This window comes from Paenibacillus periandrae, assembly GCF_022458865.1.
GTDB lineage: Bacteria > Bacillota > Bacilli > Paenibacillales > NBRC-103111 > Paenibacillus_S > Paenibacillus_S periandrae.
Window position 1 is genome coordinate 155,661 of the sequence record NZ_JAJNMU010000008.1, and the last position, 23,923, is coordinate 179,583.

At 38.4% G+C, this 23,923-nt stretch carries 22 protein-coding genes; 5 read left to right on the forward strand and 17 right to left on the reverse strand.

Annotation, left to right across the window (positions count from 1 at the left end; translation table 11 throughout):
• Positions 1-840: 840 nt before the first annotated feature.
• On the forward strand, positions 841-2,082 hold the full coding sequence (locus LRL21_RS15015; protein ID WP_240416609.1) for a replication initiation protein: 1,242 nt from the start codon (positions 841-843) through the stop codon (positions 2,080-2,082).
• A gap of 871 nt (positions 2,083-2,953) precedes the next feature.
• On the opposite strand, the gene LRL21_RS15020 is transcribed toward LRL21_RS15015, so the two are convergent.
• The gene (locus tag LRL21_RS15020) at positions 2,954-6,961 is read right to left on the reverse strand and encodes a glycoside hydrolase family 78 protein (protein WP_240416610.1); all 4,008 of its coding nucleotides are present in this window, start codon (positions 6,959-6,961) and stop codon (positions 2,954-2,956) included.
• A gap of 527 nt (positions 6,962-7,488) precedes the next feature.
• Between LRL21_RS15020 and LRL21_RS15025 the strand changes: the two genes are divergently transcribed.
• The 3 genes from LRL21_RS15025 (at position 7,489) to LRL21_RS15035 (ending at position 9,817) form a co-directional block, all read left to right on the forward strand.
• Entirely contained in the window at positions 7,489-8,331 is an 843-nt protein-coding gene (locus LRL21_RS15025; RefSeq protein ID WP_240416611.1) for a hypothetical protein, read from the forward strand.
• 345 nt (positions 8,332-8,676) lie between these two features.
• Positions 8,677-9,252, forward strand: a complete 576-nt coding sequence (locus LRL21_RS15030; RefSeq protein ID WP_240416612.1) for a hypothetical protein — start codon at positions 8,677-8,679, stop codon at positions 9,250-9,252.
• 52 nt (positions 9,253-9,304) lie between these two features.
• Positions 9,305-9,817 (forward strand): hypothetical protein, encoded by a 513-nt coding sequence (locus LRL21_RS15035; RefSeq protein WP_240416613.1) that lies wholly within the window; start codon positions 9,305-9,307, stop codon positions 9,815-9,817.
• A 403-nt stretch (positions 9,818-10,220) separates the two neighbouring features.
• On the opposite strand, the gene LRL21_RS15040 is transcribed toward LRL21_RS15035, so the two are convergent.
• Genes LRL21_RS15040 through LRL21_RS15055 form a run of 4 tightly spaced genes read right to left on the reverse strand, consistent with a single transcriptional unit; the run spans position 10,221 to position 13,062 of the window.
• Positions 10,221-10,565, reverse strand: a complete 345-nt coding sequence (locus tag LRL21_RS15040) for a hypothetical protein (protein ID WP_240416614.1) — start codon at positions 10,563-10,565, stop codon at positions 10,221-10,223.
• 42 nt (positions 10,566-10,607) lie between these two features.
• Entirely contained in the window at positions 10,608-11,639 is a 1,032-nt protein-coding gene (locus LRL21_RS15045; RefSeq protein WP_240416615.1) for a hypothetical protein, read from the reverse strand.
• Between the two features lie 38 nt (positions 11,640-11,677).
• Positions 11,678-11,863, reverse strand: a complete 186-nt coding sequence (locus LRL21_RS15050; RefSeq protein ID WP_240416616.1) for a hypothetical protein — start codon at positions 11,861-11,863, stop codon at positions 11,678-11,680.
• A gap of 41 nt (positions 11,864-11,904) precedes the next feature.
• The gene (locus tag LRL21_RS15055) at positions 11,905-13,062 is read right to left on the reverse strand and encodes a phosphoadenosine phosphosulfate reductase domain-containing protein (RefSeq protein ID WP_240416617.1); all 1,158 of its coding nucleotides are present in this window, start codon (positions 13,060-13,062) and stop codon (positions 11,905-11,907) included.
• A 465-nt stretch (positions 13,063-13,527) separates the two neighbouring features.
• On the opposite strand from LRL21_RS15055, the gene LRL21_RS15060 reads away from it, so the two are divergent.
• Entirely contained in the window at positions 13,528-13,686 is a 159-nt protein-coding gene (locus LRL21_RS15060) for a hypothetical protein (RefSeq protein ID WP_240416618.1), read from the forward strand.
• A 60-nt stretch (positions 13,687-13,746) separates the two neighbouring features.
• Here LRL21_RS15060 and LRL21_RS15065 read toward each other — a convergent pair whose 3' ends face one another.
• The 12 genes from LRL21_RS15065 to LRL21_RS15120 form a co-directional block, all read right to left on the reverse strand.
• Complete coding sequence (locus LRL21_RS15065; RefSeq protein WP_240416619.1) at positions 13,747-14,370, reverse strand: hypothetical protein; 624 nt, start codon at positions 14,368-14,370, stop codon at positions 13,747-13,749.
• Positions 14,367-14,789, reverse strand: a complete 423-nt coding sequence (locus LRL21_RS15070; protein ID WP_240416620.1) for a hypothetical protein — start codon at positions 14,787-14,789, stop codon at positions 14,367-14,369. Before LRL21_RS15070 ends, LRL21_RS15065 begins: the two co-directional genes overlap by 4 nt.
• Positions 14,790-15,246: 457 nt before the next feature.
• Positions 15,247-16,035, reverse strand: coding sequence for a vWA domain-containing protein (locus LRL21_RS15075; protein ID WP_240416621.1), 789 nt, complete (start codon positions 16,033-16,035; stop codon positions 15,247-15,249).
• Between the two features lie 266 nt (positions 16,036-16,301).
• Entirely contained in the window at positions 16,302-16,955 is a 654-nt protein-coding gene (locus LRL21_RS15080; RefSeq protein WP_240416622.1) for a hypothetical protein, read from the reverse strand.
• A 106-nt stretch (positions 16,956-17,061) separates the two neighbouring features.
• Positions 17,062-17,460, reverse strand: a complete 399-nt coding sequence (locus LRL21_RS15085) for a hypothetical protein (protein WP_240416623.1) — start codon at positions 17,458-17,460, stop codon at positions 17,062-17,064.
• Between the two features lie 111 nt (positions 17,461-17,571).
• A complete protein-coding gene (locus LRL21_RS15090) occupies positions 17,572-18,216 on the reverse strand; it encodes a hypothetical protein (RefSeq protein WP_240416624.1) in 645 nt (214 codons plus the stop codon).
• Positions 18,217-18,456: 240 nt separating this feature from the next.
• Positions 18,457-18,723 carry a hypothetical protein gene (locus LRL21_RS15095; protein ID WP_240416625.1) on the reverse strand — a complete coding sequence of 89 codons (267 nt, stop codon included), beginning with the start codon at positions 18,721-18,723 and terminating at the stop codon, positions 18,457-18,459.
• A 296-nt stretch (positions 18,724-19,019) separates the two neighbouring features.
• Positions 19,020-19,430 (reverse strand): hypothetical protein, encoded by a 411-nt coding sequence (locus tag LRL21_RS15100; protein WP_240416626.1) that lies wholly within the window; start codon positions 19,428-19,430, stop codon positions 19,020-19,022.
• 183 nt (positions 19,431-19,613) lie between these two features.
• Positions 19,614-20,159 carry a hypothetical protein gene (locus LRL21_RS15105; protein ID WP_240416627.1) on the reverse strand — a complete coding sequence of 182 codons (546 nt, stop codon included), beginning with the start codon at positions 20,157-20,159 and terminating at the stop codon, positions 19,614-19,616.
• A 1,200-nt stretch (positions 20,160-21,359) separates the two neighbouring features.
• Positions 21,360-22,691, reverse strand: coding sequence for a hypothetical protein (locus LRL21_RS15110; protein WP_240416628.1), 1,332 nt, complete (start codon positions 22,689-22,691; stop codon positions 21,360-21,362).
• 238 nt (positions 22,692-22,929) lie between these two features.
• Positions 22,930-23,478 carry an AbrB/MazE/SpoVT family DNA-binding domain-containing protein gene (locus LRL21_RS15115; protein WP_240416629.1) on the reverse strand — a complete coding sequence of 183 codons (549 nt, stop codon included), beginning with the start codon at positions 23,476-23,478 and terminating at the stop codon, positions 22,930-22,932.
• Positions 23,479-23,733: 255 nt separating this feature from the next.
• Positions 23,734-23,919, reverse strand: coding sequence for a hypothetical protein (locus LRL21_RS15120; RefSeq protein ID WP_240416630.1), 186 nt, complete (start codon positions 23,917-23,919; stop codon positions 23,734-23,736).
• Positions 23,920-23,923: the final 4 nt, after the last annotated feature.

Here is a 23,923-nt window from a genome sequence, read left to right on the forward strand (position 1 = left end):
CTAACAACACTTTGATGTGGCCGGTAAGTCTGTTCAATGTGACATTCAAGTCTGCTCTATGTGGCCGGTATTGCCAAAATGATATAGTCCCACCTGCAAATAACCATTACTAAAACAGGTAAACACAAAGAAAACTAAATAATAATTAAATATATATAAATAGTTAATTAATCATACATAGATATCCACAGGAAGAGATCCCAAATCCTTTAATCCTATTTTACGTGCCTCTCTTAGAAAAAATGCCTTAGAAATATTAAAGAATCATACCGGCCACATAAATATGACTTACATTCGGTAAAGCTTAAATGAACTAAGATAATTGGTAGTACAGAGGTGTTTCAATTGACTCTATATTCATTGGGGTTCATATAAGAACTGATTTATAAGCCAATCCTCCTATCTAGTATAGTCTGCTTCGTGTGGCCAGTTAGTAAAACCGCCATATTCTGTATTGTGTGGCCGGTAATCGAACTATTCATTTTGTCTGCTCTATGTGGCCGGTTCAAAACCAGGATACACACCAACAAAATTAAGCCATTCTATGATGATTATTGGTTATCCCAATACCAAAATAGATCGATCAAAGGCTATTTCATTAATTAAACTTAAAAGAAAGCGATATCTTATATACTCAAACCGGCCACACAAATGTGAGTGGAATCTCTACATAATTTACGCTATGATATTAATCAGTTGGTTAAGATCATTAAAAAAATGAATTATATAAACTTAATAAATCTACCGAATTTACATATGTTTTCACTTGATTAAAGAGAATCAAAAGATTCAACAAGAAGTTCATAGTACCAAAATACAACAATAGGTTGGTGATAGCCAATGATCGAGAAACAGTTACAAATGGATTTTGAACCCGATCCAATTTCAAATCACTATATCGTTTCTGAATCTAACGCTCTCATCGAAGCAAAAACCAACCTAACACTTTATGAGCGTAGACTCATTTACATACTAGCTTCAAGAATCCATCCGGAAGATAAAAACTTCAAAACCCATTTTTTTAAAGTTAGTGAAATTGCAGATAAACTCGACCTCAATGACAGAAATTTTTATAAACGCATTCGTGACATAGTAACTCAACTTCGAAGTAAAGAAGTCATTATTGATGAACCACAAATGAATTCTACTCTTGAAGCAAATTGGTTGGCCTCTGCAAGGTATTACCATGGAAAAGGGATTATAGAACTTGAATTCTCATCTCAATTGCAGCCATATCTTCTTCAGCTCAAGCAGAACTTTACGAAGTTTAAACTTTGGAATGTTCTTTATCTACGAAGTAATCATTCTCTAAAAATGTACATGCTTCTCAAACAATACCTTCACTATGGTAAACGTAAGTTTAAGACGATCGCTGAACTTAAACAGAAGCTTGAGATCGACCCTGGTCTTTATGAGAGGTATTCGCACCTAAAGAATCGAGTCCTCCTTACAGCACAAGACGAATTAGCTGAGAAAACAGATATTAGGTTTGAGATTGAAGAAATTAAAAATGGGCAGCGTGTAGTGAGCGTTGTTTTTCACATATTCCGCAATGCAAAAGAAGTGAGAGAAAATCTTAACGATGCAGAATATATCGATAACCAGCCAATTTATGAGCTACTTACTCGATTTGATATCAACCAAAAACAAGCTAAAGCCTTAATGAAAGATCATGGTGAAAAACGAATTCGAGAAAACATCCATTATGTTTTCAATCGTATGAAAAACCGCGATGTGACTAGTGTATCCGGATATATTATCAAAGCGATTGAAGAGAATTATGCTGATTGTGGTGCTTATTATGCTTTGGAAGATCCAGAGAACAAAAAGACATCACTTACTGATTTAAATCAACGCATTAGTAAAGTGATCTTTTTCTATGATCAGTGCATTAAAGATCGTATTTATGAACCAGAATTAGCAAATACAAATATGATGAAAACAATTTTGGATGATATAGCAAATTGCTCTAATGAAAGGCAACTACTCAACTTGAAGCCAATCGAAGAAGCTGAACTATATCACCATTACGCCAAAAAAGCACTTAATCATTACCTAAACGATTCAGAACAAAATTTTTAATTTATTCACTTCACTTTATCTTTTCTCAAATATCATTCGTTCTCTCACAATGCATTTACCTAAAAACCCGCACCTTTAAAAACTAAAGAAGCGGGTTTAAGTAAATCATTAATTGAATAAAGTCTCACAATTTAGTCACTGACTAACCCAAAATAATATTAAAACAGATGTTAATTTTGGCCTCAAGAATTTCCTTCTCCTCCCTCCCACTTTATGATACACAAATATCCCGAAGGCTAACGGAAAAGCAATCCTGCAAATAAATTTAATTCGCTCTCTCTTTACTTTCGAGTCCCATTTTTCTGTACTAGCTAAACTTGCTTTTAAGAGCTATTTGCAACTCCTGAGATATATTGATTTCCGCTTTATCTGCGGCTCCCTTGATCCATCTTGGTATCGTGTAGTTAACACAAAATGACATCTATAATTGTAACAGTTCAGTTCATTTTCGATAAATAAACTCTCTAAATGAAAAATCACTCCTAAAATAGGAGTGTTTAAGGGTACCATGGCTATTCTTAAGATGCCTTATTTTTTAAAGCTAATGCTCAGAGTGAAAATCCACCAAATGGTGGCCAGTAAGCAAACCCAAAGCATTGCTGGTGGAGAGAATACTGTTACAAAGACAATCCATAAGACAACGGTCACAATGAACCAAAACCACGAATTTAATAGTAGGAATGCGAAGAGACTTGTTTCAAAGATAAGCTCAACCAAAAATTCGAGCATGAATCTCAGCTCCTATTTAATTAATAACGTCCCTATAATTACTTTCATATCTAATCGATGGGTTTATTAACATTTTATCTGATCCCAATTAATTGACTGAGTCTTTTTGGGGTAACAAAAAAGTTACCCCTACTGGATGGATTTATCTTGATCTATGTTGACGCCAATACAAATCGTCATCGATTTTTACAGGTACCTCAACTGTTTTTTGATATCCCGTTGGTGTGGTTGCGGTAAATAGGAAGTAGATCGTCTGCGTATCCCATTTCAACATTTCTTCTGACCACAACTCTCCCGTCCAGATGCCATCAAATGCATTTCCAGACAATTTGGGCAAATTCGTTTTAAATACTGTCCCTTTAATTTGTGAATCTGTTTTGACGACATTTCCTGTTGTGACGGCTTTCAGTACAAATTTCTCTCCAGGGAAGAAGACATCATACGTCCTTGGACTCTCGTTTGTCCTTGTTTTAGATTGGTTGTATTGTATGCGATGTGAATTCCAGTCATCTGTGTGATTCACGTATCCAAGCAATACCATCGGACTCACCACAATACGTCTAGTCAAACTGTCGCTGGCTCCATGAATGTCTGTGACCGTTAAGGTCACATCAAAATTTCCAGGTTGTGCAAACGTGATATACGGCTCTGTAGCGCTTGTTGTCACATGCCCGCTTGGATCTATTACTGACCAAACCGAGGTGATCGCATCCCCATCCGGGTCGGTTGACTGATTATACAGTTGGATATGATCCCCTTCCCACGCCGGCCCCTCGAAAACATCTACAGGTGGATTGACTTTCCAACTAAATATCGCTTTTGGGGGTCTATTAATCATCATCCAAGTTTGAGGAGACCAATTCGACTCGGCTCCGTACTGGTCATAAACCTTGACGCGAACCCTCAGTTTTTGTCCGGTTGGCAGATCGGCTGGGACTGTCATTTTCCCCGTTGTTGAAGTTGTATTTTGCCATACTTTCCCTGAATCGAAGATCATGATATCATTCGCTTCATTCGTGATCTGGATCTGATACCAATACAGGATATATCCTATATCTGGATCGGATTGATACCACGTTAGCTCGGGCCGCAGCGTATTCACGATGTTAGGAACTGCTTGTGTTCCATAAGGAAAGGTCATATAGGCAACGGGCGGACTGTTCGTTGACATCCAACCGATATTACTCCAGTCAGACCAATCCTCTCCATCGCTGACTTGTACTTGCACAGAGTATTTTTGTCCCATCGACAGTTGGGTGTCCATTGTCCATGCCCAGCTTGTTAAAGGTGTACTCATGTCACGGTTAGTAACGCACTCTACGGGATTATTCGATATATCACGCACACATAAATTGAATGTAGAAAATATCGTGTTCGGATCGATATCGGCCTGATTCCAAGTCAAGGTAGGCTGCAGCGAAACGTGTGAAGGCTCCGCGTAGGTTCCGTTAGGGAAAGTAAGCCATACGGTCGGTGGATGATTTGGCGCTACGGGCTGGTCGATATCGATGGTTTGAATGTACCAATCCGACCAAGCTTTATTCTCATCTCGAACAGCCATAGCAACGGTATATTCCCCACCCTCTAAGGGTCTGACAAGCTTGCTATCTTTTTTCACTCCAGATGGGGTGATATAGTAAAACTTTTTGGCATAAATCCCGTTATTGGCTGCAAAGTCTGGCTGACAATTGCCGTGTGCGTAGCAGCGGTCCGGATCAAAACTCAGGTCCGTCCATCCTACTGTTCCATCCGGTTCAATATGCAGGGTAAATGGAGCTTCAGGTATCCGATGCACAATTAAATACTGCTCGTAATCCTCCGAATATTTGCGGTACGAATCAAAAGCAGCATTGTCGGGCCTTGGATTATCCGGTACCCGATATTTGAGCTTATATAGCCCAACCTTATCGAACTGTGGAACGGGATTGGTCACGGTTTGACCGTGCATCGAAGATAAGCCAAAATCCGCATCATAAGGTGCCCAGGTGTAGGTTAGGAATCGGCCAGGATCTACGTGGTCAATGTACCACTGCGTTAACGGTGCGAACATCGCATCCCTTTCCGGATCGTCAAAGGTAGTTTCATACTTAATGGGTGTATTGACGATCACAGCGCCTGGTGTATCGTAGCTTAGATCCGACTCTGACCACATATAACTAATGCCTTTAAATTCGGTATTATCGGCTGTTGAATACGGACCCAGCGTACCGGATGAAAAAGCGCCATCAGTGGCATCAATGATGAGTCCATTATTCTCATAAACCTTGATGTGAGACCCTGTAATTTTGATTTTGTATGAAACTTGCTGTTCATTATTTAAAATGTGACTCACTGGTGTAGAAATCAAAGCTTTTCTTCCATTTACGATACGAACCAGTTGTACATTGTCCTTATATACTTCTACTCGATACATATTTTGGTGATTTTGAATTCGGAATCCCATACCCGCATGATAATCGGGCCCGTCCAGCTTGGCAAACTTCATCGTCCATGAAATCGTACCGTTGAGCACCTGTTGAGATGATGGATTGAACAGTTGGCCGAATGTAATAGGTTCGTTACTGTAGGGTGATTGTCCTGTACTCGGCTTGTAGCCGTAGGATATCGAATATTCGACTCCAGCTTTAGTCGTGGAACCTCCAATATACCTTGTGCTGCTAGTAGGTAGTTGATTGCTTCGAGGTTGTGGATTAATTTCAACCCCAGAAAGAAGGTCAATCGTCTTGCCAGTAATCCGGTGTGTTCCATAGCCATTCCTATAGGTTGTATAATCTTTGTAACCATCAGAGGTACTGGTGCCTTCCGACCATTCGAAGAAATCTCCAGGCTTGGTTGTCGTTACCGCACTTGTACTCAAATTTTCGTAGTAGTAATTACAACCAGCAGGTGTCTCATATTCAGAATCATAAGGCCAACAATAGGAGATACCAACATATTTTTGATCAGCTGATACTCCGCCTCCGATAAATCCATTGATTTTATCATGAGCTACAATTTGTTTAACAATAGAAGGAAATCCAGTTTCAGCATCCCATCTAATTAAGTGGGGTTTATTGTTAATTCTGCTTAAAGTATAATAGTTGCCTTTCGGATCTCCAGCAGGTGCCCAATACCCAATATCCTCGTCATCAACACTTCGCTTAGCCCCACTGGACGTTCCTAAAATTTCATCCAAGCCGTCAGGTAGATACGCGATATAGCCATTCTGTGACGTGTTACCGGGATTATATCTGGGCTCGGCAGGAATATTGTCAAATGATTCCGTCTTATAGGGGGTAGCCATATTGTCAGGCTTAAACGATTTAATTGTCCTGGTAGTAAGATTAATTTCCTTAAAATCTGAATTAAACCGCATACGGGCATAACGACCAAGCTCATCCCCATTACTAAATGTTCCTCGTGCGCCCGTATAAGATGGTCTACCTGAATCGATTTCTATCATAAAACTTCCAGATGCCGATGCCGATGCTCTTAATGCAAGAAGATCATCAATTCGGTACCTCCACCAATATTCATTATATTGATATCTACTCCCACCTGTATTTCTAGGCGAAACTATAGTTCGGAACATAATTTCTCCTAAATCTTTGCGCACATACATCACTGGAGCGCTACCATTAACTGCAAAGGGGCTCAGTAGTATTGGATCGTGCGTATCTCCTAGGAGATACTGCTTACCATAATTCGTATCTGCAAATGTCGCGCTACTTACATATTCTCCTTGACCCAAATAATGGTAAGGAGCAGCCCCACCGTAAGGTAATTTAATCTCCTTTGGATCAAGATCCATATTTTCGGCTCCTATCGGCAAGGAGAATTTACTATGCACTCCATTGCCCATCCTAGCGCTTATTAATCGACCATCGGCAGATGCAAACCATCCATTGTTGATCCAAGATTTATCTAAGCTAGTGTTCGTCCAGCTCATAAATTCAGACGCTGGAAAAGGAGTTACATTGATAGGCATGGGCTCTGTGGCTATGCCTGTAGCTGTAAAGGTGACATCCGGATTGTCATTGTCTATTTCCGATATGAAGATATTCTTAGCTTCTTTAGCCAACGTGACGTTCACATCGCTTATGCATGTCGATAAAGTAATTACAACAATAAGCAACGCAGAAAATACAGATTTAATCTTGTTTACTCTCAAATTAATTTCTCCCTCTTTTATTATAAAAGACCGGATATCGATTTCCGTCCGACAGTTTATAGTTTGCGTCGATTTTCTTTTAACCTAGAACTGACATAGATTGCGACTTTACGGCAATTTGACTTTTTTTAAAAATTCAATTTAGCGGATATTTTCCGCATTTCAAATGAGCGGGATTTCGTCAGCATCAACCGATAGAGTAATATGTATGCTACTCTATTCTATCGTTCCCCTTTCAAATTATTCTGTTTCTCTAATGATACAAAAAGCTTCTTAATTCGAGAAACAAAGTACAAGATTGTATTCTATTTACGCAAAATCAGAGGTGTGGTATTATTTGGATATTACTTATATTTACTTACAAAAGGTCATGCGATAATCCTTTTCTAAGATCCTTTCTATAGGATCAGAGGACACAAGACTCTGTCTTGCTGTTTGTTATGTAGAAATAGGTGGAATCGTATGTCCTTTTTTGTATGGGCATTCAATCTATAACATTATGAGTATATCAAAGGGGGGTTGTTGAAATGAGAAGTGAATCAACAATTGAGAAAGTAATAGAGGAATATAAAAAGTTAACGGTCTGGAATGTAATTGTAATCGCGAGCGGCTCAATTTCATTTATGGTAATGACAATTTTATTAATTTTATTCGGGTATTTAGCACTGCTTGCTCTTTACCTAACTTCAAATGTAGTTTACAGCTTCGTTGCTGTGGCATTATTGGTTCTTGCTTTTGTAGTACACATGAAATCAGTTCGGAACGGCAACCATTATGTAAAAAGTAATATGGGATCTGGACAACTATTCGAAAACTGTCAGTTCCCTGATAAGGATTTAAAAAAGTGGAGTTATGGATATAAAATACTCATGAGAGAATTTCGTTACAATAAAATGGAGAACTATATAAAAGACGAATTACACATATTAGGAACAGGAGCTCCTGACGTTGAAAAATTAAATGAAATTATTACGTATCTTGAAGAAGAGGCAGTGGGTCAATTACAATCCAAATGGAAGCCTGTTGCGATTTTAGCGGTAATACTCTTCCCACTTATTAGTGAATATGTTGGATTTCGGTATAATATTTATTTAAGAACGCAAGGTGAAATCCTTACAACACTGATAACTGCTAATACACCTAAAGATGGTCTTGTTACGATTGAAACATTGAAGCAGCTCTCAAATGACTGGTCAGATGTTTCCAGCATAGGTGGATTGTGGTTGTTGATCAAACTGCTGCTTCCTTTAGGGTTAATTTGGACTTTAATTATCATAATTTTCAAGTTTACAGAATTGATTCTATTGAGTAATATACAGACGAAACGAGACATAATAAAAGTGCTAAGGATGATTAAAATTAATAGGTAATGACTGATCAAAGAGACAGAGGTCATTTATGGCCCTGCTTTTTGGGTTTTACATATAATCATGTATCAAAAAACGATTTATTAGCAGCCGCTACAAAAGTTAAAGAAGACTCTTATTGAGTCTTCTTTAACTTTTGTATTTTTATATATTTAGCAACCTTTTCAATTTTGATATTTTCATTTTCCGGCTATTCGAATTTTATGGTGGAATCAAGAAAATAATTTCCAGTTTATTTTAACTAATAGGTATATAGTCCTATATACATTTGTATATATTAAGCGTATTTTTAAGTCATAATATTAATGCCGACGAAATAAGGCGACGATCAAAAGGGAGTTGGGTAAAATGCGAAAACAACTAGTTCGCCAGGTAACATTCGGTAAGGCAATCGCTCGGGTAATGGTATCAAAATTTTCTCGTGACATAGATTTAGACGGCGACATCGTTGGTCAAAAAATTGAAACGGTAACAAAGATCGAGATATCGGTTAATGACAAAATCATTAGTAGCGGATTCCATGCAAGCCTGCTCCAATACAACAATCTGACCGATACATTCTACACGAAGGCAAAACTCGATCCAAATCAAGTCTACACACGTGTTGGTGACAAAGCCATTACGGCTGGTCGTGAAGCGTACGACGCGATCAAGGAAGCGATCGCTCAGATGGATGCCGAATTGGCAGCGGAATTCGGCGTCAAATCAGAAGCCCAAAAGGAACGGGACAAGCAATTGTCAGAAGCACAAGCGGTAATCGAGGCGGCAGAGTGCGAAGGCGTGGACAAACTGATGACGGAAGCGGATATCAAAGTTTGGCGTAAATGCTACAACGATCTGCACAACGAGGGCGGCGAAGGGTACATACCTAAAAAAGTGAGCAAGGAACGATATGAGTGGGCGCTAGGAGTGCTCGGAAAGTAATTGCAAACAAATAACAACGGGGATTCTATTCATTTGGAGGAATGGGAATATCATGGAATACATTGACGGAAAATTAATTGTTGACGAGCTCATAATTGACCCCTCTTTACCTAATCATGTTGTCATACGAATTGATTCAAATTTTTACATGTTGCGTCACAGCTCCGCCACCGATAGAGAGCTGACGGATAAAGACTTGCGCCAGTACAAAAAACAACCTCATAAGAATTGGTACCGTCCAACAGCATCTTATCAATACTGGATACAAGGTCTCGTCCCACGCGGCGGGTATCAAGTCGAGATTGGCCGCGCAGCAACAGAAGAAGAATTTTCGAAAATCATAGCAGATCATTGTCTCACCGAAGATGATGTTTCGCTTGAGTTTACTGACTCACGTGGAGAACTTTTCGGGCAAGCGTATAGCAAGTCGTTCCCGGCCAAGCAAATCAGAGTTAAGACAGCAGGCGAAGCGCTGGCGCTCGAACGCGAGTTGCGGAACAAAGGCATCGAAGCGGCAAACGGATCGCCGGATCGAGTTAACATTCGGGTTCAATCGGTAAAGTAGTAATGCCCCTCAATCAATCACAATTAGCTAAACACTTGGGCGTTACCCGTGGCCACATCAGTAACGCCCTAAAAGCTCAAGAGAAAGCCAAAGAAGCAGGACGCGCATACGAGGGGCGTGTGCCTTACCCTACTGGACACCGCGAAGGAAAGCCATATTGGATCATTAAGTAAAGCCCCCGAGGGGCTTTACTTTTTCCAGCTATTCCACCACAAAATCCGAATACCCCATTTTCCTGAACCATCACTGAATACATAACCAACGCAAGTACTACCAAAAACCCATTCTTCCTGTCCTTCTGACACCAATCTCTTTTTATTACAAGATCATCCTAAGAACAGATATACCGTATGATTCATAATTAGGACAATATACTTTGGGTTATTCGTTTTTTTATTGTACATCATTTTATGATGGAGGTATCAGAATTTAACTGCATAAAAAGATGGTTTGCAATTTCAACTGATCGTGTATCTGACCATTGACCATGGGATTCTATTATGTAGAACTTCCCGTTTTCATCAAAAGAGTAATTGAGACTACACTCTTTTTCGTTGTCGTTTTCGACCACAAACCAGTCGTCTGCCAATAGATTAAGTGCTATTATGACTGGATCATCGTCATCAATAGACGCTTTAAATTCATATTGTACGATTCCGTTGATAGAGGAAACGACTCGATACCGATCACCGTCAGCTTCTTCTGCAATTTTGACAAGTGTATTGAATTCATTGATCTGTTGATTCATTGAGTTATCTCTCCTTAGAAGTATTATTTTTCAAGATGACCATTATTTATTGAGAATACTATCTTCCTCTTCAAGAATATCTAGCAATTCCTCGGGAACCCAATCATCGGGACAAATTGAAAACAAAAAGTCTAATGAATCTTCATTGGGCTCAAAACAATCCCATTTTCGACCTTTTCGGCGAGCACGCTCGCTTTTTTTGCTTCGAAGTTCTTGTTCTGTGCCTTTTGCCATTCGGAAAAAATCAATTGCCTCCATAAATTCACCACTATTAATGGCTATTTGAATATGCTCCTTAAGTTGTAGCAACCTATAAACGAGGGCGACCTCTGCAATCACTGCAGGGACATCTTCAGGTAAAAGTTGGAGAGTAGTCAATTTGCGGGCTTTAGATAAACCGACATTCTTAAAACCAGCATGAAGATAATTAGCTCCAGGGAAAATTGATCTTACTGCACTGTCCTTGACAAAGGTAATAAAACCCTCCTCTGGTATACCCCATTTTTGGATACTCGCATAGATGGCCCACCTCACCAAATCAGAGGAGAGATAAGCCGATTCATTCCTGTAAGTTGTACATTCTATAACATCCTTAAAGCTGTCTATTCGCTTCTTCGAATACCATGACACCCAAGTAGCATCTCCCATTTGCGACCGCAAGACGAGGTTGTCACCTGGCCTCGTGAAAAATGAAGATCCAACAGTAACACGGGAATAGTGCCTATCTGCAAGGGCGAGACAATCGCGATCTGTCTTCGTCGTCGTAATCCAAGGCCCAAATTCCCCAGCAACTTCCGACCCGAATGACATCAGTAAGGATTGGGTCTTAGGATCAGTTGCAGGACGTATTCTCTTTTGTCGTTTATTCATTTTTGTTTGAATTTGTGAATCATTCTCTTCAATATCAAATTCCATTATGCCCTGCATAAAAGAAGACCTCCTTTTTAAATAACTTTTAATCAAAAGCAAAAGAGAAGCAATCGCAGCTAATTTTTTCTGCGTTTCTTCTCTTTTGGTATGAAGAACTGAAGCGGAAATATCTGCTACAGTCCAACATTTGTTTAGATGTTTCATTTTTAACTATTGTAATAAGGTTACCGATCACAGTATTATTACAAATTAGGATTTGGTGAATAGCCACCGAAGTCTTTTGTATTGATAGCTTGGCCGACACTAACGATATACACGGAACCTTGTCCCCAAATGCATTTCCACAATTCAAGAGCATCAGCTTCAGGTTCGTCAGAAAACATATGTTCAGTAGACCCAAAATTATTGTATGTGATTCTGGTAAGCATGGCTTTGTTACCTCCTAAGGTTTTTTATTTGACTTGCCAACTCAGACTGTTTGATTTTCAAAATCAAGAAAACAGCCGCATCCACCAATGTCAAACAGATCAATTTGATCGGGTTTGGTTTCTTCATCATTATTAAAGTCACGGAGTGTGTAAGGCACACTTGCATAACGATACTTAGTCAATGAAGCTCCATCCTCCTCATATTCATCGTAAAGTTCTAAATCCATCATTTCTTGTCTATCCAATGCGACTGTTTCTTCTTCGGCATCGATGGTATTATTTGAATTCTCTACAAGGGAATTTCCTTGGCGTTTCATAAAACTGTATTTTCTAATTTTCATGTAACGAGCCGATGCACTAGCACTAGGATGGATATATAGTTTTGGTTTATCTGCTCTGCCGTAAAAATAATCACGATACGCATCGTCCAACTCTTGCAGCATCATTTCCTGGACATGCAGTGGAATCCTGTCTTCATCTGGTACTGTGTTATCAATAATATACCGGTAGGCAGAAACGCACATATACAGGTGATATTCCTCTTCCATTAGCTTTTTGAATACTTCAGGCATCGTTTTTTTAAGATTTCTAAAATGTCCCATTCCTGCTTTTACACATCGCCCGCTGCAATTCGAATGAGAAAATCCTAGTTTATACAAATCGGGTTGTCTGATTCCATACTCTTTGAGTACATCATCTACACGTACAAAATTATGGATAAGTGGCATCTCTACTTGAAATGGCAACCAATTTTTTAAAATAGCTTTTTCTCTATGCATTTCTTTATAATCAATACCAAAATACAAAGTAGCACCTGTAATGAAATCATCCTGCTTCAAGAAGTTAGCATTACGCCAATTCTGGATATTCGGCTCGATACCCTTCTTCAAGTAGTCAGCAGCCACCCTCATCTTTAACAACTTTGAACAGTCACCCAGACGATTATTATAAACGAGCTTCTTCTCAAACATCAGCTGCATCGGTGAAAGACCGGTACTGTGAACGAGAAGTGGTAATTCTAGCTTATCGGCTCCTTCATAAATGAAACGATATGAGTCTTTATGCTCCCACTGGGGATCGGTGAAGTAAAGTAAAATGTTGTCACCCGGATACTTTTTCTTTACGAAGTCGGCCGTTGCAAAACTGGCTTTGCCTCCACTAAAGAAAATGATATGGTTCTTCCGGATAGGGACCTCCACTTCTAATGGGGATTTATCAAAAAAAGGTGGTTCTTTAATCGAATAGGTAATAACTCAAATCATCTCCTTCATGAATTTTGGGTTGTGAACATAGTCTTCTGCATAACAAAAGAAGCACGTCCACATGCCGATCACCACAAGGAAGGCAAAATGCCACCTGTAAGGGTGAATCTGACACGTAAAACGTGCTTCAAAAATAAATGACTCTATGGCGCCTGCGAGAGTCCATGTTGATACAGAAGTTATACACTCATGGTATCATACCTGCAATGTACCGACAAGGAGAAGTAAAGAAAAAGAAAATAATTAATGAAATTATTGAATCCTTGGTAAAAATTATTTCCCTTAAAGAAGAAGATTACGAGAAACGAGTACTCTGTTATACTTTTCTTATTTAGTTAGTTTAATATTTTTATCACATGACTATACTGAGAATTATATTCTCATAGAAAGAAGTGGACCATAGTGAAAGAAAAAAATGGGAAATTAATAACTGGAGATTTCAAGCGGCTCCCCTCTTACAAAGAACAATTGGATGCAATCATTAAACAAGTCGAAATGCATGATCGATCTGTAGCCAAAGCAAAAAAAACTATCAATGATGTACTTAACAAGAAAAATTAACATCCGATGTATATAAAAATAGTTCTTGGAGACAATGGTTAATACTAATCAATCTCTGCCTTATTCAGATAACCAATCGACGAAAACGCTCATGATTTCACTATGATCTTTAGTTCGAATTTCATGGACAAAATCTCGAAGCAGAACTGTAATTACTTCTTCGATGGTCATGGAAAAATCCGGGTTGATATTACTGAGATCCATTAACAGAACGGTTAATCTTCGTAATGCCTTTAAATGGATCTGAAACGAAATGATTTTGTATTTGCGCCGCGGTTCAGGAACTTTGCTTTCAACTAAAGCCCACCGGTTTATAGATTGCTGCCTTAAGTCACTTTGAACGGGCTTAAGATATTTTGTTTGCTTTGCCATCAAAGCATCTGCTAGATTCTTAAGTGGGATACCTATACTAATTTGTTTAAGAAAATCAGCTAGTAGAATCGATGTTAAACCTATAAATGTAATGGAATATTCTCCGTCCGTTGAATCGCTGATATCATCTAGAAACACCTCGATACGCGAAAATTCACTCAGGGAAAGCTTTATCATTATAGAGTCGTATTTCAATGGCTTCTCCGTTTTCGCGCCAAATAATGATGTTATCAACTGCCAGGTTATGGGTCTTTCTTTCGTATTGGCTGTATCGATAATGAGGGGTAGCTTTGGAGCTTCACGTTTCATCATAATAGGCTTTGCCCTCCTTGATTAAACATTTTGCATTCTATTGCATAGTGTATCAGTCGATATACCATTTGCCGCTCCGATACATCATAGTAAATCGCTAACTCGGCAATAATCTTATACCATTCTTCGGTAGGTTTAACATGCATATATCTTCTTGTATCCTCATAAGGGTAGCTTGGTATTCTCTGATCTCTCTTCTGAAGAGCGCTCAATAATAGATGTGTGCAGCAAGCTGTCTCTGTCAAATTCAATGACTTTCCGATACGTCGAAACATCATACGTTCAACTGGAGTTACCGGAAACCGAATATCATGAATTTTGTCTGAACGAATTTTGCGCTCTTTTGTTTTTAATTGAGTCTTATTTTTGTTGGCATTTTTTTGAGTTCTACTTTCTTCGATAATCTGATTTAAAAACAAACCTCTTCCCCCCTTTTAAGTGCTCGAACCAATTTTCAAAATAACTCTAGGGCCACTTGACCACTTGACCACTCCTTAGTACAAGCTATGAGTGGGGGAAAGGATATATACATTGTCTTTAAAAATATTCTAAAACATAAGGAATAGGAGGGTTTGATCTTGAATAAGCAGAAGGTTCAGAAGGAAATTGCGATTCAATTTTGCAAACTTGCCCAAAAAGTCCAAAAGGAGATCATCGTTAGAAAGAACCCTAAATCACACAAATAGTTTTATGGTAGTGGTAAATGATTCTGGCTGCTGGTCGATAGTCGAGGGAATTACTGCAAACTTACATAAAGGGAAATGAAATAAAGGGTTGAGCACTGTGCTCAACCCTTAGGAACCGCCTGCATTCACATAAAAATACGTCAAGTGACTTTAGATTTCAGTTACACAAGGCTATAAGGATTTACTGTGCCTATCGAAGGATTTCTTGTCGCTTAACTTCTTGAACCCAATTTGGAAATTCATTCATAAGACGGAAATACAAATCTTCATCCGAAATTTTATCAATATCATTTAATTGAAAGAAGTTTGCGTTGTCTACAACACGACCTCTCAAGTCGTCTAATCTTTGCAAGAATTCGAACTCATCAGCATCCTCATTCAGTCCAATAAACTGCCAGAAAATTGGATAATGAGCCGCTTTTATCAATGCACTTTTCGTCTTATTTTTATCACTATTTGCTCCATCAGTAATAAAAAGAACTAATGTTGGAAAGTTGGAAGGATCATTAATTCCATATTGTTGTACAATTTCCTCCATAATTGGAGCATACTCCGTACCACCCCAGAAATTATTTTCTCGCTTACCGAGAATTTCACGATCTACATACTGAAAAAAGTCCGTCTCAGTAATAGAATTGAGACGTTTATATGCGTTGCTATCACTTGAGAAAAGATACATATCAAGCTCCCCATTATCATCCATACGAAGTGCAACTGGAAGCAAACGCTCAATTACACGCTGAACAACACCATTTTTAAACAATGCTCTAGATGAGCCCGATTTATCCATTACGAAAACTACTCTTGCTTGGGAAGTAGTATTTCCACTTTTTTCAAGGACAATTTTAAATGTTTCTTTACGTATTGATAGGTTTTCTAGCGCCTGATCTTTTGCAAGGTTTACATGATTTTTCTGAGGTAACTCAGATCCCCCTTGGTTTTTGTTACCCCCACCAAACAATCCTTTTAAAAAACTCATTTAATTTGATCCCCTCTCATTTTGAAATGTACGTAGTTGATTCTAATTTTCGTAATCTGTTCCAGGATTAGATTTCACCAGTGTCACCACAAGTGTTACAATAAGTGGAGTACTTTGTGTAACCCTTGCCGTTACAGTCTGGACAAGGTTCACGTTCATTTTCCTTCTCATCTTCCATTTCGACCAACCAACCTCATATTTGATGCCCACAAAATCAGCTAAATTCGTTCTGGGACATATTCTCCTGAATTAGAGATCTTTTTACATCATGGGGAATTCAGTTTTTGTACTTTACGAATAACTCTTTTCCGAAAAGTTAGTGAATCGAGAGTATCAACAAAATCTATATTCCCTTCATGAATCCAATGATCAATCATAGGATAATTCACCTTGTCGATTAAAAATGAATCAATATAATAAAAGCCGTCACTGGATTTCTTTAGTTCTTTTCCAGAGCTTAATTTCCAGCAAGTAAAAGTAATCTTATTTGTGAAGTAGATAGATTTCGAATCCACTCTAAAACCATCAGATATCCTTAAGAAAATTTCATTCACAGCATTACACATTTGTTCAATTATATCTTGATATAATGAGTTAAGCTCAGCCTTTCGATAAACATCTTCAAGAAATTTAAAATAATTATGCAATTCTTCTTCGTTGTTTTGTATTCCACAATTATCCATGATCAAATGGACAGTTTCATGATTACGATCCCAGTTCTTACTATATTCCAAAATGGTATTTCTAAATCTAGATGGAATTAACTGATTAACTCCATCTATGGTTTCTGTAAAAAATAATACGTCTTCATTTGCACCTGCAAGATTATTCGTAGCTGATCCAACAACAGATGTATAACCTCCATCTCTATGATACTCAGGCTTTGACTTTAAACTAATAACCAAAGTTTCATTTTCCATTTAAAATTATCCTTTCGTATATAGGTAAAACCCTTCTAGAGTACGTAAGGACTTCTCGGGTTTTTCAGTTAAATGACATTAAATGTATGCGTTGTTCAATTTGTGGTTACTTTATGCCAATTAACGAAGTGAGTAGATCAGGGAAGAGGTACATGAGAAGAGCGTCCAAAAGAAAAAAATAAACCCAAAAGAAAAAATTGTTGCTAAGAACTCGCTTTCGGGAATATATAAGGAGAGCAATTAATGCAACTACCCCTAACAACATGGGGATTTCAATAAATCGACGAACAATATCTGCATTCGTGATCCCCTGATTATGAATTTCGATTAAAAATTCATCTACATCGGTCTGGTGAATCTTTACCCAATATCTGAGAAGTTTGATACTGCCGATACCTATGAGAAAAAAGAAGGTTCTACGGATTAACTTAAGAAAGGAATTTTTATTGCTTTCATTGCCCGTGTCATTTTCATTCGGTATCCTGGTTGTCGAACTTTCTATCATTTGTAGACCACCCCCATATGGCTTTATCCATAGACTACCATTATCCTACAGAATCGAGAAACAACCTTATATAAAAGAAAAACTCACTTCTTAATGAAGTGAGTCTGTTTCTTAATAAGTGACTTTAGGGATCACGTTATCCGTACACCCTCTGTAACAGTAGCCTGCGAAGATCCATCCATCATCACTTTTACGAAGAGTTGCGTAAGTTGCTCTTCCTTCAATATGATCATCAATGGAACCAATTTGTATGATACTACTTTTCAAGGTCGCCGGAGGTACTATATTCGAAAAATAATTTACCATTTCATCATCAACAAGATCATTAATCTGCAGATATTCATCCAAATCACCTTCCCAGTTTGCGTGTGTCTTCACAACCTTTTGAGGCTCATCCGGTTGCTGTTGATTGTTATCGGTACCTGGAGCGGGAAGTGGGATGTTTCCTACAAGTTTTAGTATAATTTTTATTCGATCGCGTGGGGATGATTGGTCATGGAATGAATAATCATTAATGACACTTATAATCTGGTCGTGGATCTCTGACCCCAGTTGTGTAATGGATATTTGTTTAACTTTGGACCATTTGACAACTTGAACTAAACCTAATCGTTCTAAAGCTGCTACGGGTTTAAGTGAATAGCGTCTTCTTGTGAAATCATGACTGTAGAGTAGTTTGTTTCCTTTAATCCATCCTAATGTTTCAATTTGTGCATAAGTCAATCTTAATGGAAGTACGGTTTCTTTCTTTTTCATGAAAATCTCTCCTCGTACTGGAATATTGGGTTGTGATTAAGGTACAAAAACACCTTAACGAATGAACCCATTACCTTAGGGGCATTTACCAAAATGACCATGAGTCGTTTTGATTAAAGTGTAATTTGAAAGTATTGTTCACAACTGCGCAAGCAAGGGACGATAACTGGAGTGTTTAAAAAATCTAGAGAATGAATAAGAAGTAAAACCCGCTTCTTATTCATTCAATAAAATACACAGTCAGTCACGATTCTCTATATGCTCAATGTGACTATTTTCGAACCTCATCATCGATTTTACAATCGCATTTATGTGCTCGATAAATTCAGGAGACATCGTTTTGAGCTCTGTAATGGTGGCGTCAATATTGCTCCGTTTTGTCAATATATCGTTGATTGATTCACTCATTTGCTTGAAGAGAGGATTATGTTTTAACTTTTTATTGGTCGTGAACTCAATTTTAAGCATGTTGAGGTATTCGCTCGGCATCGCCCTAAAAAGGTTCATGATATCAAATCCTTTACTACAATCAACTAAGAGGGGCTCCAAAAGCTTAATACCATATATGTGGGTAAAGGTTCTAAGCATAATTTACTCCTATTCTTGTATACTTTTACAAACCAGAAGCGGGTTGATTAAGTAACATGTACGTCCGTATCTGTGAAGACAATTGCAGTATTGACACCATTACAATGTTCTCTGAGACCGTAAAATAGAAGCATTCTACTTCTATTAAGGTACTAATAAATCTTCATCATCATTAAAGAGTGCTTAACAATCATTACATCCAAAATCGAAAATGTTTAAACTTCGTATTTTGTGTTATTTTCATGTTTAGTTAGAATATTTGAAGTCTTTTTCATATCGTAAGGCTCTTTATCTAATATCTGAAGAAGCCTCATTCGATTAAAGCGTTCTGCCAATAATGTGGCAAGATTTTGAATTAAAGCTTCTTCGATATAATATGGAGGTTCCCCATTTCTATGATCGGGCTCTTCAGAAGGATTAAACGACCTGATAAATACGTGGGGTAAGCGTTCTACATATCTCCATCTCTGGTACAGTGCATGCTTTGTAGACAACCCACTCCCATCCAGGAAATAATCGCCAACTCGGACTACTGCGTGCTCAGCATGCTGGTCCTCTTTACATATGACGATGAGATAAGGTATTGCATGAATTTCGCCTAGCCAAAGCAAGATGGCCTTCATCAAGCTTCTGCAACCTCCATCGATCCAGCCGCAATCCGGTAGGAGTTCCAAAACATGATCTTCATTAAGGAATGTCTTTAGTTCATTACTGAGCTGTCGAACCTTTGGATTAATGATCTTTACACCTCTTATTCGCAAGTGTTCTGGCCAAACCATTTTTCGACTGGATCTCCAAATTAATTCCCACTACCCGAGTGCAACTGGACTCTTCAACTTTAGAATACGTCTGCCAATAACCACAATAGAGGGGTTCCAAAAGGGATCATTAATGAATGAATTGAAACTGTCGATAGATTTGATGAGGAGTTGCTTCTTCGATGCTACGTACTTGTGCGTCCATTCTGTGTGCTCAACTAATTTCACATGTGCTGTTTTGTCCCCAAGCTTAAAGGTTATGATGTGCTCATCTCGGTCGATTTTAACAAAAATGTTATAGTATCGATTGAACTTGCAGATGTATTCCTCAAATCCCTCACAATCAGGTGTTTCGTAACAAATACTATTGAAAAATTCTTCGATGGAGACACCGAGTTTCTCATTAATTACGAGTAAGTCATCCATAGTGGGATGAATTCGAATCGAAGTCAATTCTTGAATGACAGTATCTAAAAAAGGTTTTGTTTCGAATTCAGATCTGAACGTTCCTTCAATACCCTGATTTCCATACCATCTCACGATAAATGTTGCGTCGTCTTTAATTTTCTCCATCATGGCCTTGAGTTGTTCTTTCATGTTCATACTCCTCTTTTTATTTGGATTTATTGGGTTGTGAAAAAGGCGCATAAATGAAAAATACACCCTAACGACAAGGAACCATAAGCCCTGAAAAAAATAGGCATGCTACCGTAATGGCAGATGGGTCCACTCTCGTTAAAGTGTATTATGGTAATTGAATAATCCCATAAGCGCCTGCTAGGGATCAAATAGGAAAAGATTAACTTCTCTATATATTAGCATTTTCCTATAAAGTTGAACAGGAGCGGGTGAATCACTCATATTACAGAAAATAGGCGTGAAAGCCCTTGGCTTCAGCCATGGGATGAATCGGCTTAGGACAAGGGATAGCCTTTAGGCTGTCTTAATTGCCCTACATGGTTACACCTCCTTGTGCAGTTTTGTTATTCAACTGATTCAATATAGGTATGGGACAATCATACAGAACTACCAAAACAACCGTATCATTGATCAACTTTCATTTGGTTAGCAATTAGTAGAACTAGCTTTGAAAGGGTGACATCATGCAGACACTAACCATTCAAATACGCATATTTCCGTCCAAACCGTCTGTATTGGTGGATATGGGCAATGCGTACATTCGGACGGTCAATGAGCTAACTGAGCAAGCAGAACTCTAGGACGGGCTATTGAACTAGCCCTTAACTTAGCAGTTGGGCAAAGCGGAAACGTATGCACCAATTAACTAGCTAGGAATCCCACCCTTTCAAGGGTGTGGAGGTTCAATTGTGATACTATTTCAATAAGTATTTTCTGATCCATGTGATCCGCGGTATCGGCTGCCGGTAGGGACGCTGGTGATGATAAAGCTCTCAATGTGTGTTCATGTTCTTTTCGTTTCCAAATACATGGAAATTGAAGGTTAAGTAGACTATGTGATCTGTGATGCCTGCTTATAAGGTTTGAGGATTGTCACGCTTGAACATTTCCACCACTTAGCTAACGCTTGAAATGAAGGATTCTTGGGTAAGCGACCCTATGGATTCGAATTGTGCCTATTCATAGGGGTGTTCTCATTATTTATTAATAAATTTTCATATTAGTTAAAGCCATTATTTCTAGATATGGACGGTGAAAACAACAATGAACGATCCGTATCTGGCAGAATGATTAGCCAAATTGATCGTTCATTACATTAAAAGATATTCAAGAATCGCTTGATTTCAAAATTTCTAGAATCATTTAAAACGCAAATTTTTAAATCTTATGTCCATACCTCGCAGATGAATAAAAATCCCAATGCCAATCGAAGTACTTTGTATTTCTATCGTTAAATCCTGCACATTTTTTTCCGTCGAGTTCGAGGATCTTGAATTGAAGAGCAGATGCTGTAGTAGAACGGATAGGAGTAACAATTCCTTGATTTATCCCAATGTACCCCTTCTCAAACAGATCATCGCAGCCAAGTTTACACATAAGGGCTGCAATATTTAGAAGGTCCCTTTTTTCTTCAGGTTGACACTCTGAACGTTTTTTTATATGTGCTGCCCAAAGCATATCTGCCGGGTACATTTCTCCGCAAATAACACAGCAGCCTTCCTTTTGACCCTGAAGGAGCAGTTCTCGCAGTTTGCTCTGTTCCTTCCGGTAACTCCCCATAGCTTGTCCATCGAAATCCCAATCAAAGGGTTCAGATGGTGGCGTAGACGCTTCTAAATCTTCTTTGTGTAATGGATTGGAGCTAGTAAGCCAACCTGCTTCAATCGCTCGAACGAGCGTGAAATGTATGAGGCTGTCATTTTTTTTGCATTTAATCTTTATTTCGGGCCAGTTCACCATTTCACATTTCCCCTTATTGTTTACAGAAAAAGCATTGAGAGTCACTTGGCCGCTTCCACTCTTAACACTGATCCATACACCGTATTGGCGAAACGCGAAACTGCCGTATTCTCCAATGCCTATATAATGCTCACCATCCTCTGAACTTGAGGAATTTAAAGAAAACATACACGGATTCGGTATGCCAAATTTAGATAATACACGGGCTTCTTTCTCGCTGAATTGCAAGTGAAAATCATACCAACCATTGGGGAGCTCCGTTTGATCTAATAAAGATTCGCGGATATGCCAAGGATTAATTTTTATAGGATAATAGGTTATGCCTTTGGGGGACCATTTTTCACGTTGTGTTGGCGTCACGCCAATATTTAAGTTGGTTTTGTTTTGTAATATGAAAATGGTATGAAGTACTTCATTCGGAATGAGTATGTAATAACCTACATTATTTAGGTAACGCAGACCATCCCGTTCTGCATGTACAACGAGTACGTAATTATGGACTGACTTGTTTTTGGCAAAAAATTCATTTATTGTTTTGTAGTCGTCCTCGTGAATCATCGCATTTTGCTTTGGTTTATCGTAATCCCGCGGGATAACATACACACTGGTTTGAGTTTTAGTCAAATTCAGGTCCGTTGAGACGAGGACAATGCCATTATCAGTCTCCTCGACTACGATATCATTTGGATATAATTGGTTTTTCACAAAAGACACGCCAGATTTGGCGAGAAATGGACTTAGCTCCTTCATGTTGTATTCCCTTTCTATGAAATATTTACATGAATCTTAAAAGTGGTATCGTGAACGCATTTAGGTTATTACCGATTGGAGATATTTCATTCCCCGATCGGGTACAAAGTTCATTTACTAAGAAACTTTTGGAACAGACATAACATCGAACAAAATGGTTGACGATGTTTCTAGAATAGCTGTAGACTCGATCCCAAACACCATATGAATTCTTTTGGTAACTATGGAGACTCACTCCTTAAATACTACCATGACGAAACATTGACCGGACACGTTCCTTGCCCCATGGAGTATGTAGCAAACTAATTATCTCATTAAGGACAACATCAGATGGCGTCAAAAATTTAATAGGATCCGTAACGCTTCTTTCGGCAAATTGTTCGATCAACATCAACTGTAACACTTCTTGAGCATAAGTCATTGCTTCTTCTGAAAAAGTATTACTTTTCAATTCGATTTTCGGAATTTCAACGAATTGAGTAGTCACGTTTATAATGACTTTTTGCATGCGGACTCTACTAGAAGTAAGAATGTCCCAGATCGTGTAATGAAGAGGCAATTGGCCGTTCTCACAAATAAAACAGGTACCTTCGTTGTAGAAATTACCAGATCCGTTGCATAATCGGCACATTGTCGTGGTAACTAGCTTTTGAAAATCAATTTCGTCGGTTCCAGGCTTTACAACTAGTGCGACCATATCCCCTGGGCGTAACCCTAAACGATCACGTTCGTCTTTCGGCACAGTAAATTGTAGCTGTCCTTTTTCGCTAAGTTTGGCTTGAAGCATTTTTTTACCCCCTGTAAGTACAATTTCCTTACCTCATGAGTCGATAGTAAGGTATTTGTACTTACATGTCAACGCGTTATATTATAAAGAATTCTGATTTATTGGTGAAAACCCCATATTTGGATCACCATTTTTTTCGTTTCGCAAAGTTGTGATCTTAGTTCGTGTCTTGAGATATATGAAATGTTGAATCATTTCTCTGTAAACAAAAAAGAAGGCCATAAATGATATGGCCCACTAATTTTTTGGTATAGTTTATTTGTGCGAGAACTGACATTTTTGCTTGTGACGATTAATATACTCTTTCATCTCCACATCAGCACTTGCACGTTGATCTGATGGAATTGGAACAACCATGACCCCGTCATCGAGTAGACGAATTACAGGTCGATTTCCAAAAACGGATACCCTTCCGGCAATTAAAGGTTTTGACTTGCGCATGAAG

Excerpts from the sequence above, each read along its gene's own strand:
- LRL21_RS15040 (WP_240416614.1), bottom strand. The coding sequence starts at position 10,565 with ATGAATCAACAGATCAATGAATTCAATACACTTGTCAAAATTGCAGAA.
- LRL21_RS15075 (WP_240416621.1), bottom strand. The coding sequence starts at position 16,035 with ATGAGTTTTTTAAAAGGATTGTTTGGTGGGGGTAACAAAAACCAAGGG.
- LRL21_RS15050 (WP_240416616.1), bottom strand. The coding sequence starts at position 11,863 with ATGCTTACCAGAATCACATACAATAATTTTGGGTCTACTGAACATATG.
- LRL21_RS15120 (WP_240416630.1), bottom strand. The coding sequence starts at position 23,919 with ATGCGCAAGTCAAAACCTTTAATTGCCGGAAGGGTATCCGTTTTTGGA.
- LRL21_RS15025 (WP_240416611.1), top strand. The coding sequence starts at position 7,489 with ATGAGAAGTGAATCAACAATTGAGAAAGTAATAGAGGAATATAAAAAG.
- LRL21_RS15015 (WP_240416609.1), top strand. The coding sequence starts at position 841 with ATGATCGAGAAACAGTTACAAATGGATTTTGAACCCGATCCAATTTCA.
- LRL21_RS15030 (WP_240416612.1), top strand. The coding sequence starts at position 8,677 with ATGCGAAAACAACTAGTTCGCCAGGTAACATTCGGTAAGGCAATCGCT.
- LRL21_RS15065 (WP_240416619.1), bottom strand. The coding sequence starts at position 14,370 with ATGATGAAACGTGAAGCTCCAAAGCTACCCCTCATTATCGATACAGCC.
- LRL21_RS15045 (WP_240416615.1), bottom strand. The coding sequence starts at position 11,639 with ATGAAACATCTAAACAAATGTTGGACTGTAGCAGATATTTCCGCTTCA.
- LRL21_RS15090 (WP_240416624.1), bottom strand. The coding sequence starts at position 18,216 with ATGAAAAAGAAAGAAACCGTACTTCCATTAAGATTGACTTATGCACAA.
- LRL21_RS15105 (WP_240416627.1), bottom strand. The coding sequence starts at position 20,159 with ATGAAAGAACAACTCAAGGCCATGATGGAGAAAATTAAAGACGACGCA.
- LRL21_RS15080 (WP_240416622.1), bottom strand. The coding sequence starts at position 16,955 with ATGGAAAATGAAACTTTGGTTATTAGTTTAAAGTCAAAGCCTGAGTAT.
- LRL21_RS15035 (WP_240416613.1), top strand. The coding sequence starts at position 9,305 with ATGGAATACATTGACGGAAAATTAATTGTTGACGAGCTCATAATTGAC.
- LRL21_RS15085 (WP_240416623.1), bottom strand. The coding sequence starts at position 17,460 with ATGATAGAAAGTTCGACAACCAGGATACCGAATGAAAATGACACGGGC.
- LRL21_RS15095 (WP_240416625.1), bottom strand. The coding sequence starts at position 18,723 with ATGAACCTTTTTAGGGCGATGCCGAGCGAATACCTCAACATGCTTAAA.
- LRL21_RS15110 (WP_240416628.1), bottom strand. The coding sequence starts at position 22,691 with ATGAAGGAGCTAAGTCCATTTCTCGCCAAATCTGGCGTGTCTTTTGTG.
- LRL21_RS15115 (WP_240416629.1), bottom strand. The coding sequence starts at position 23,478 with ATGCTTCAAGCCAAACTTAGCGAAAAAGGACAGCTACAATTTACTGTG.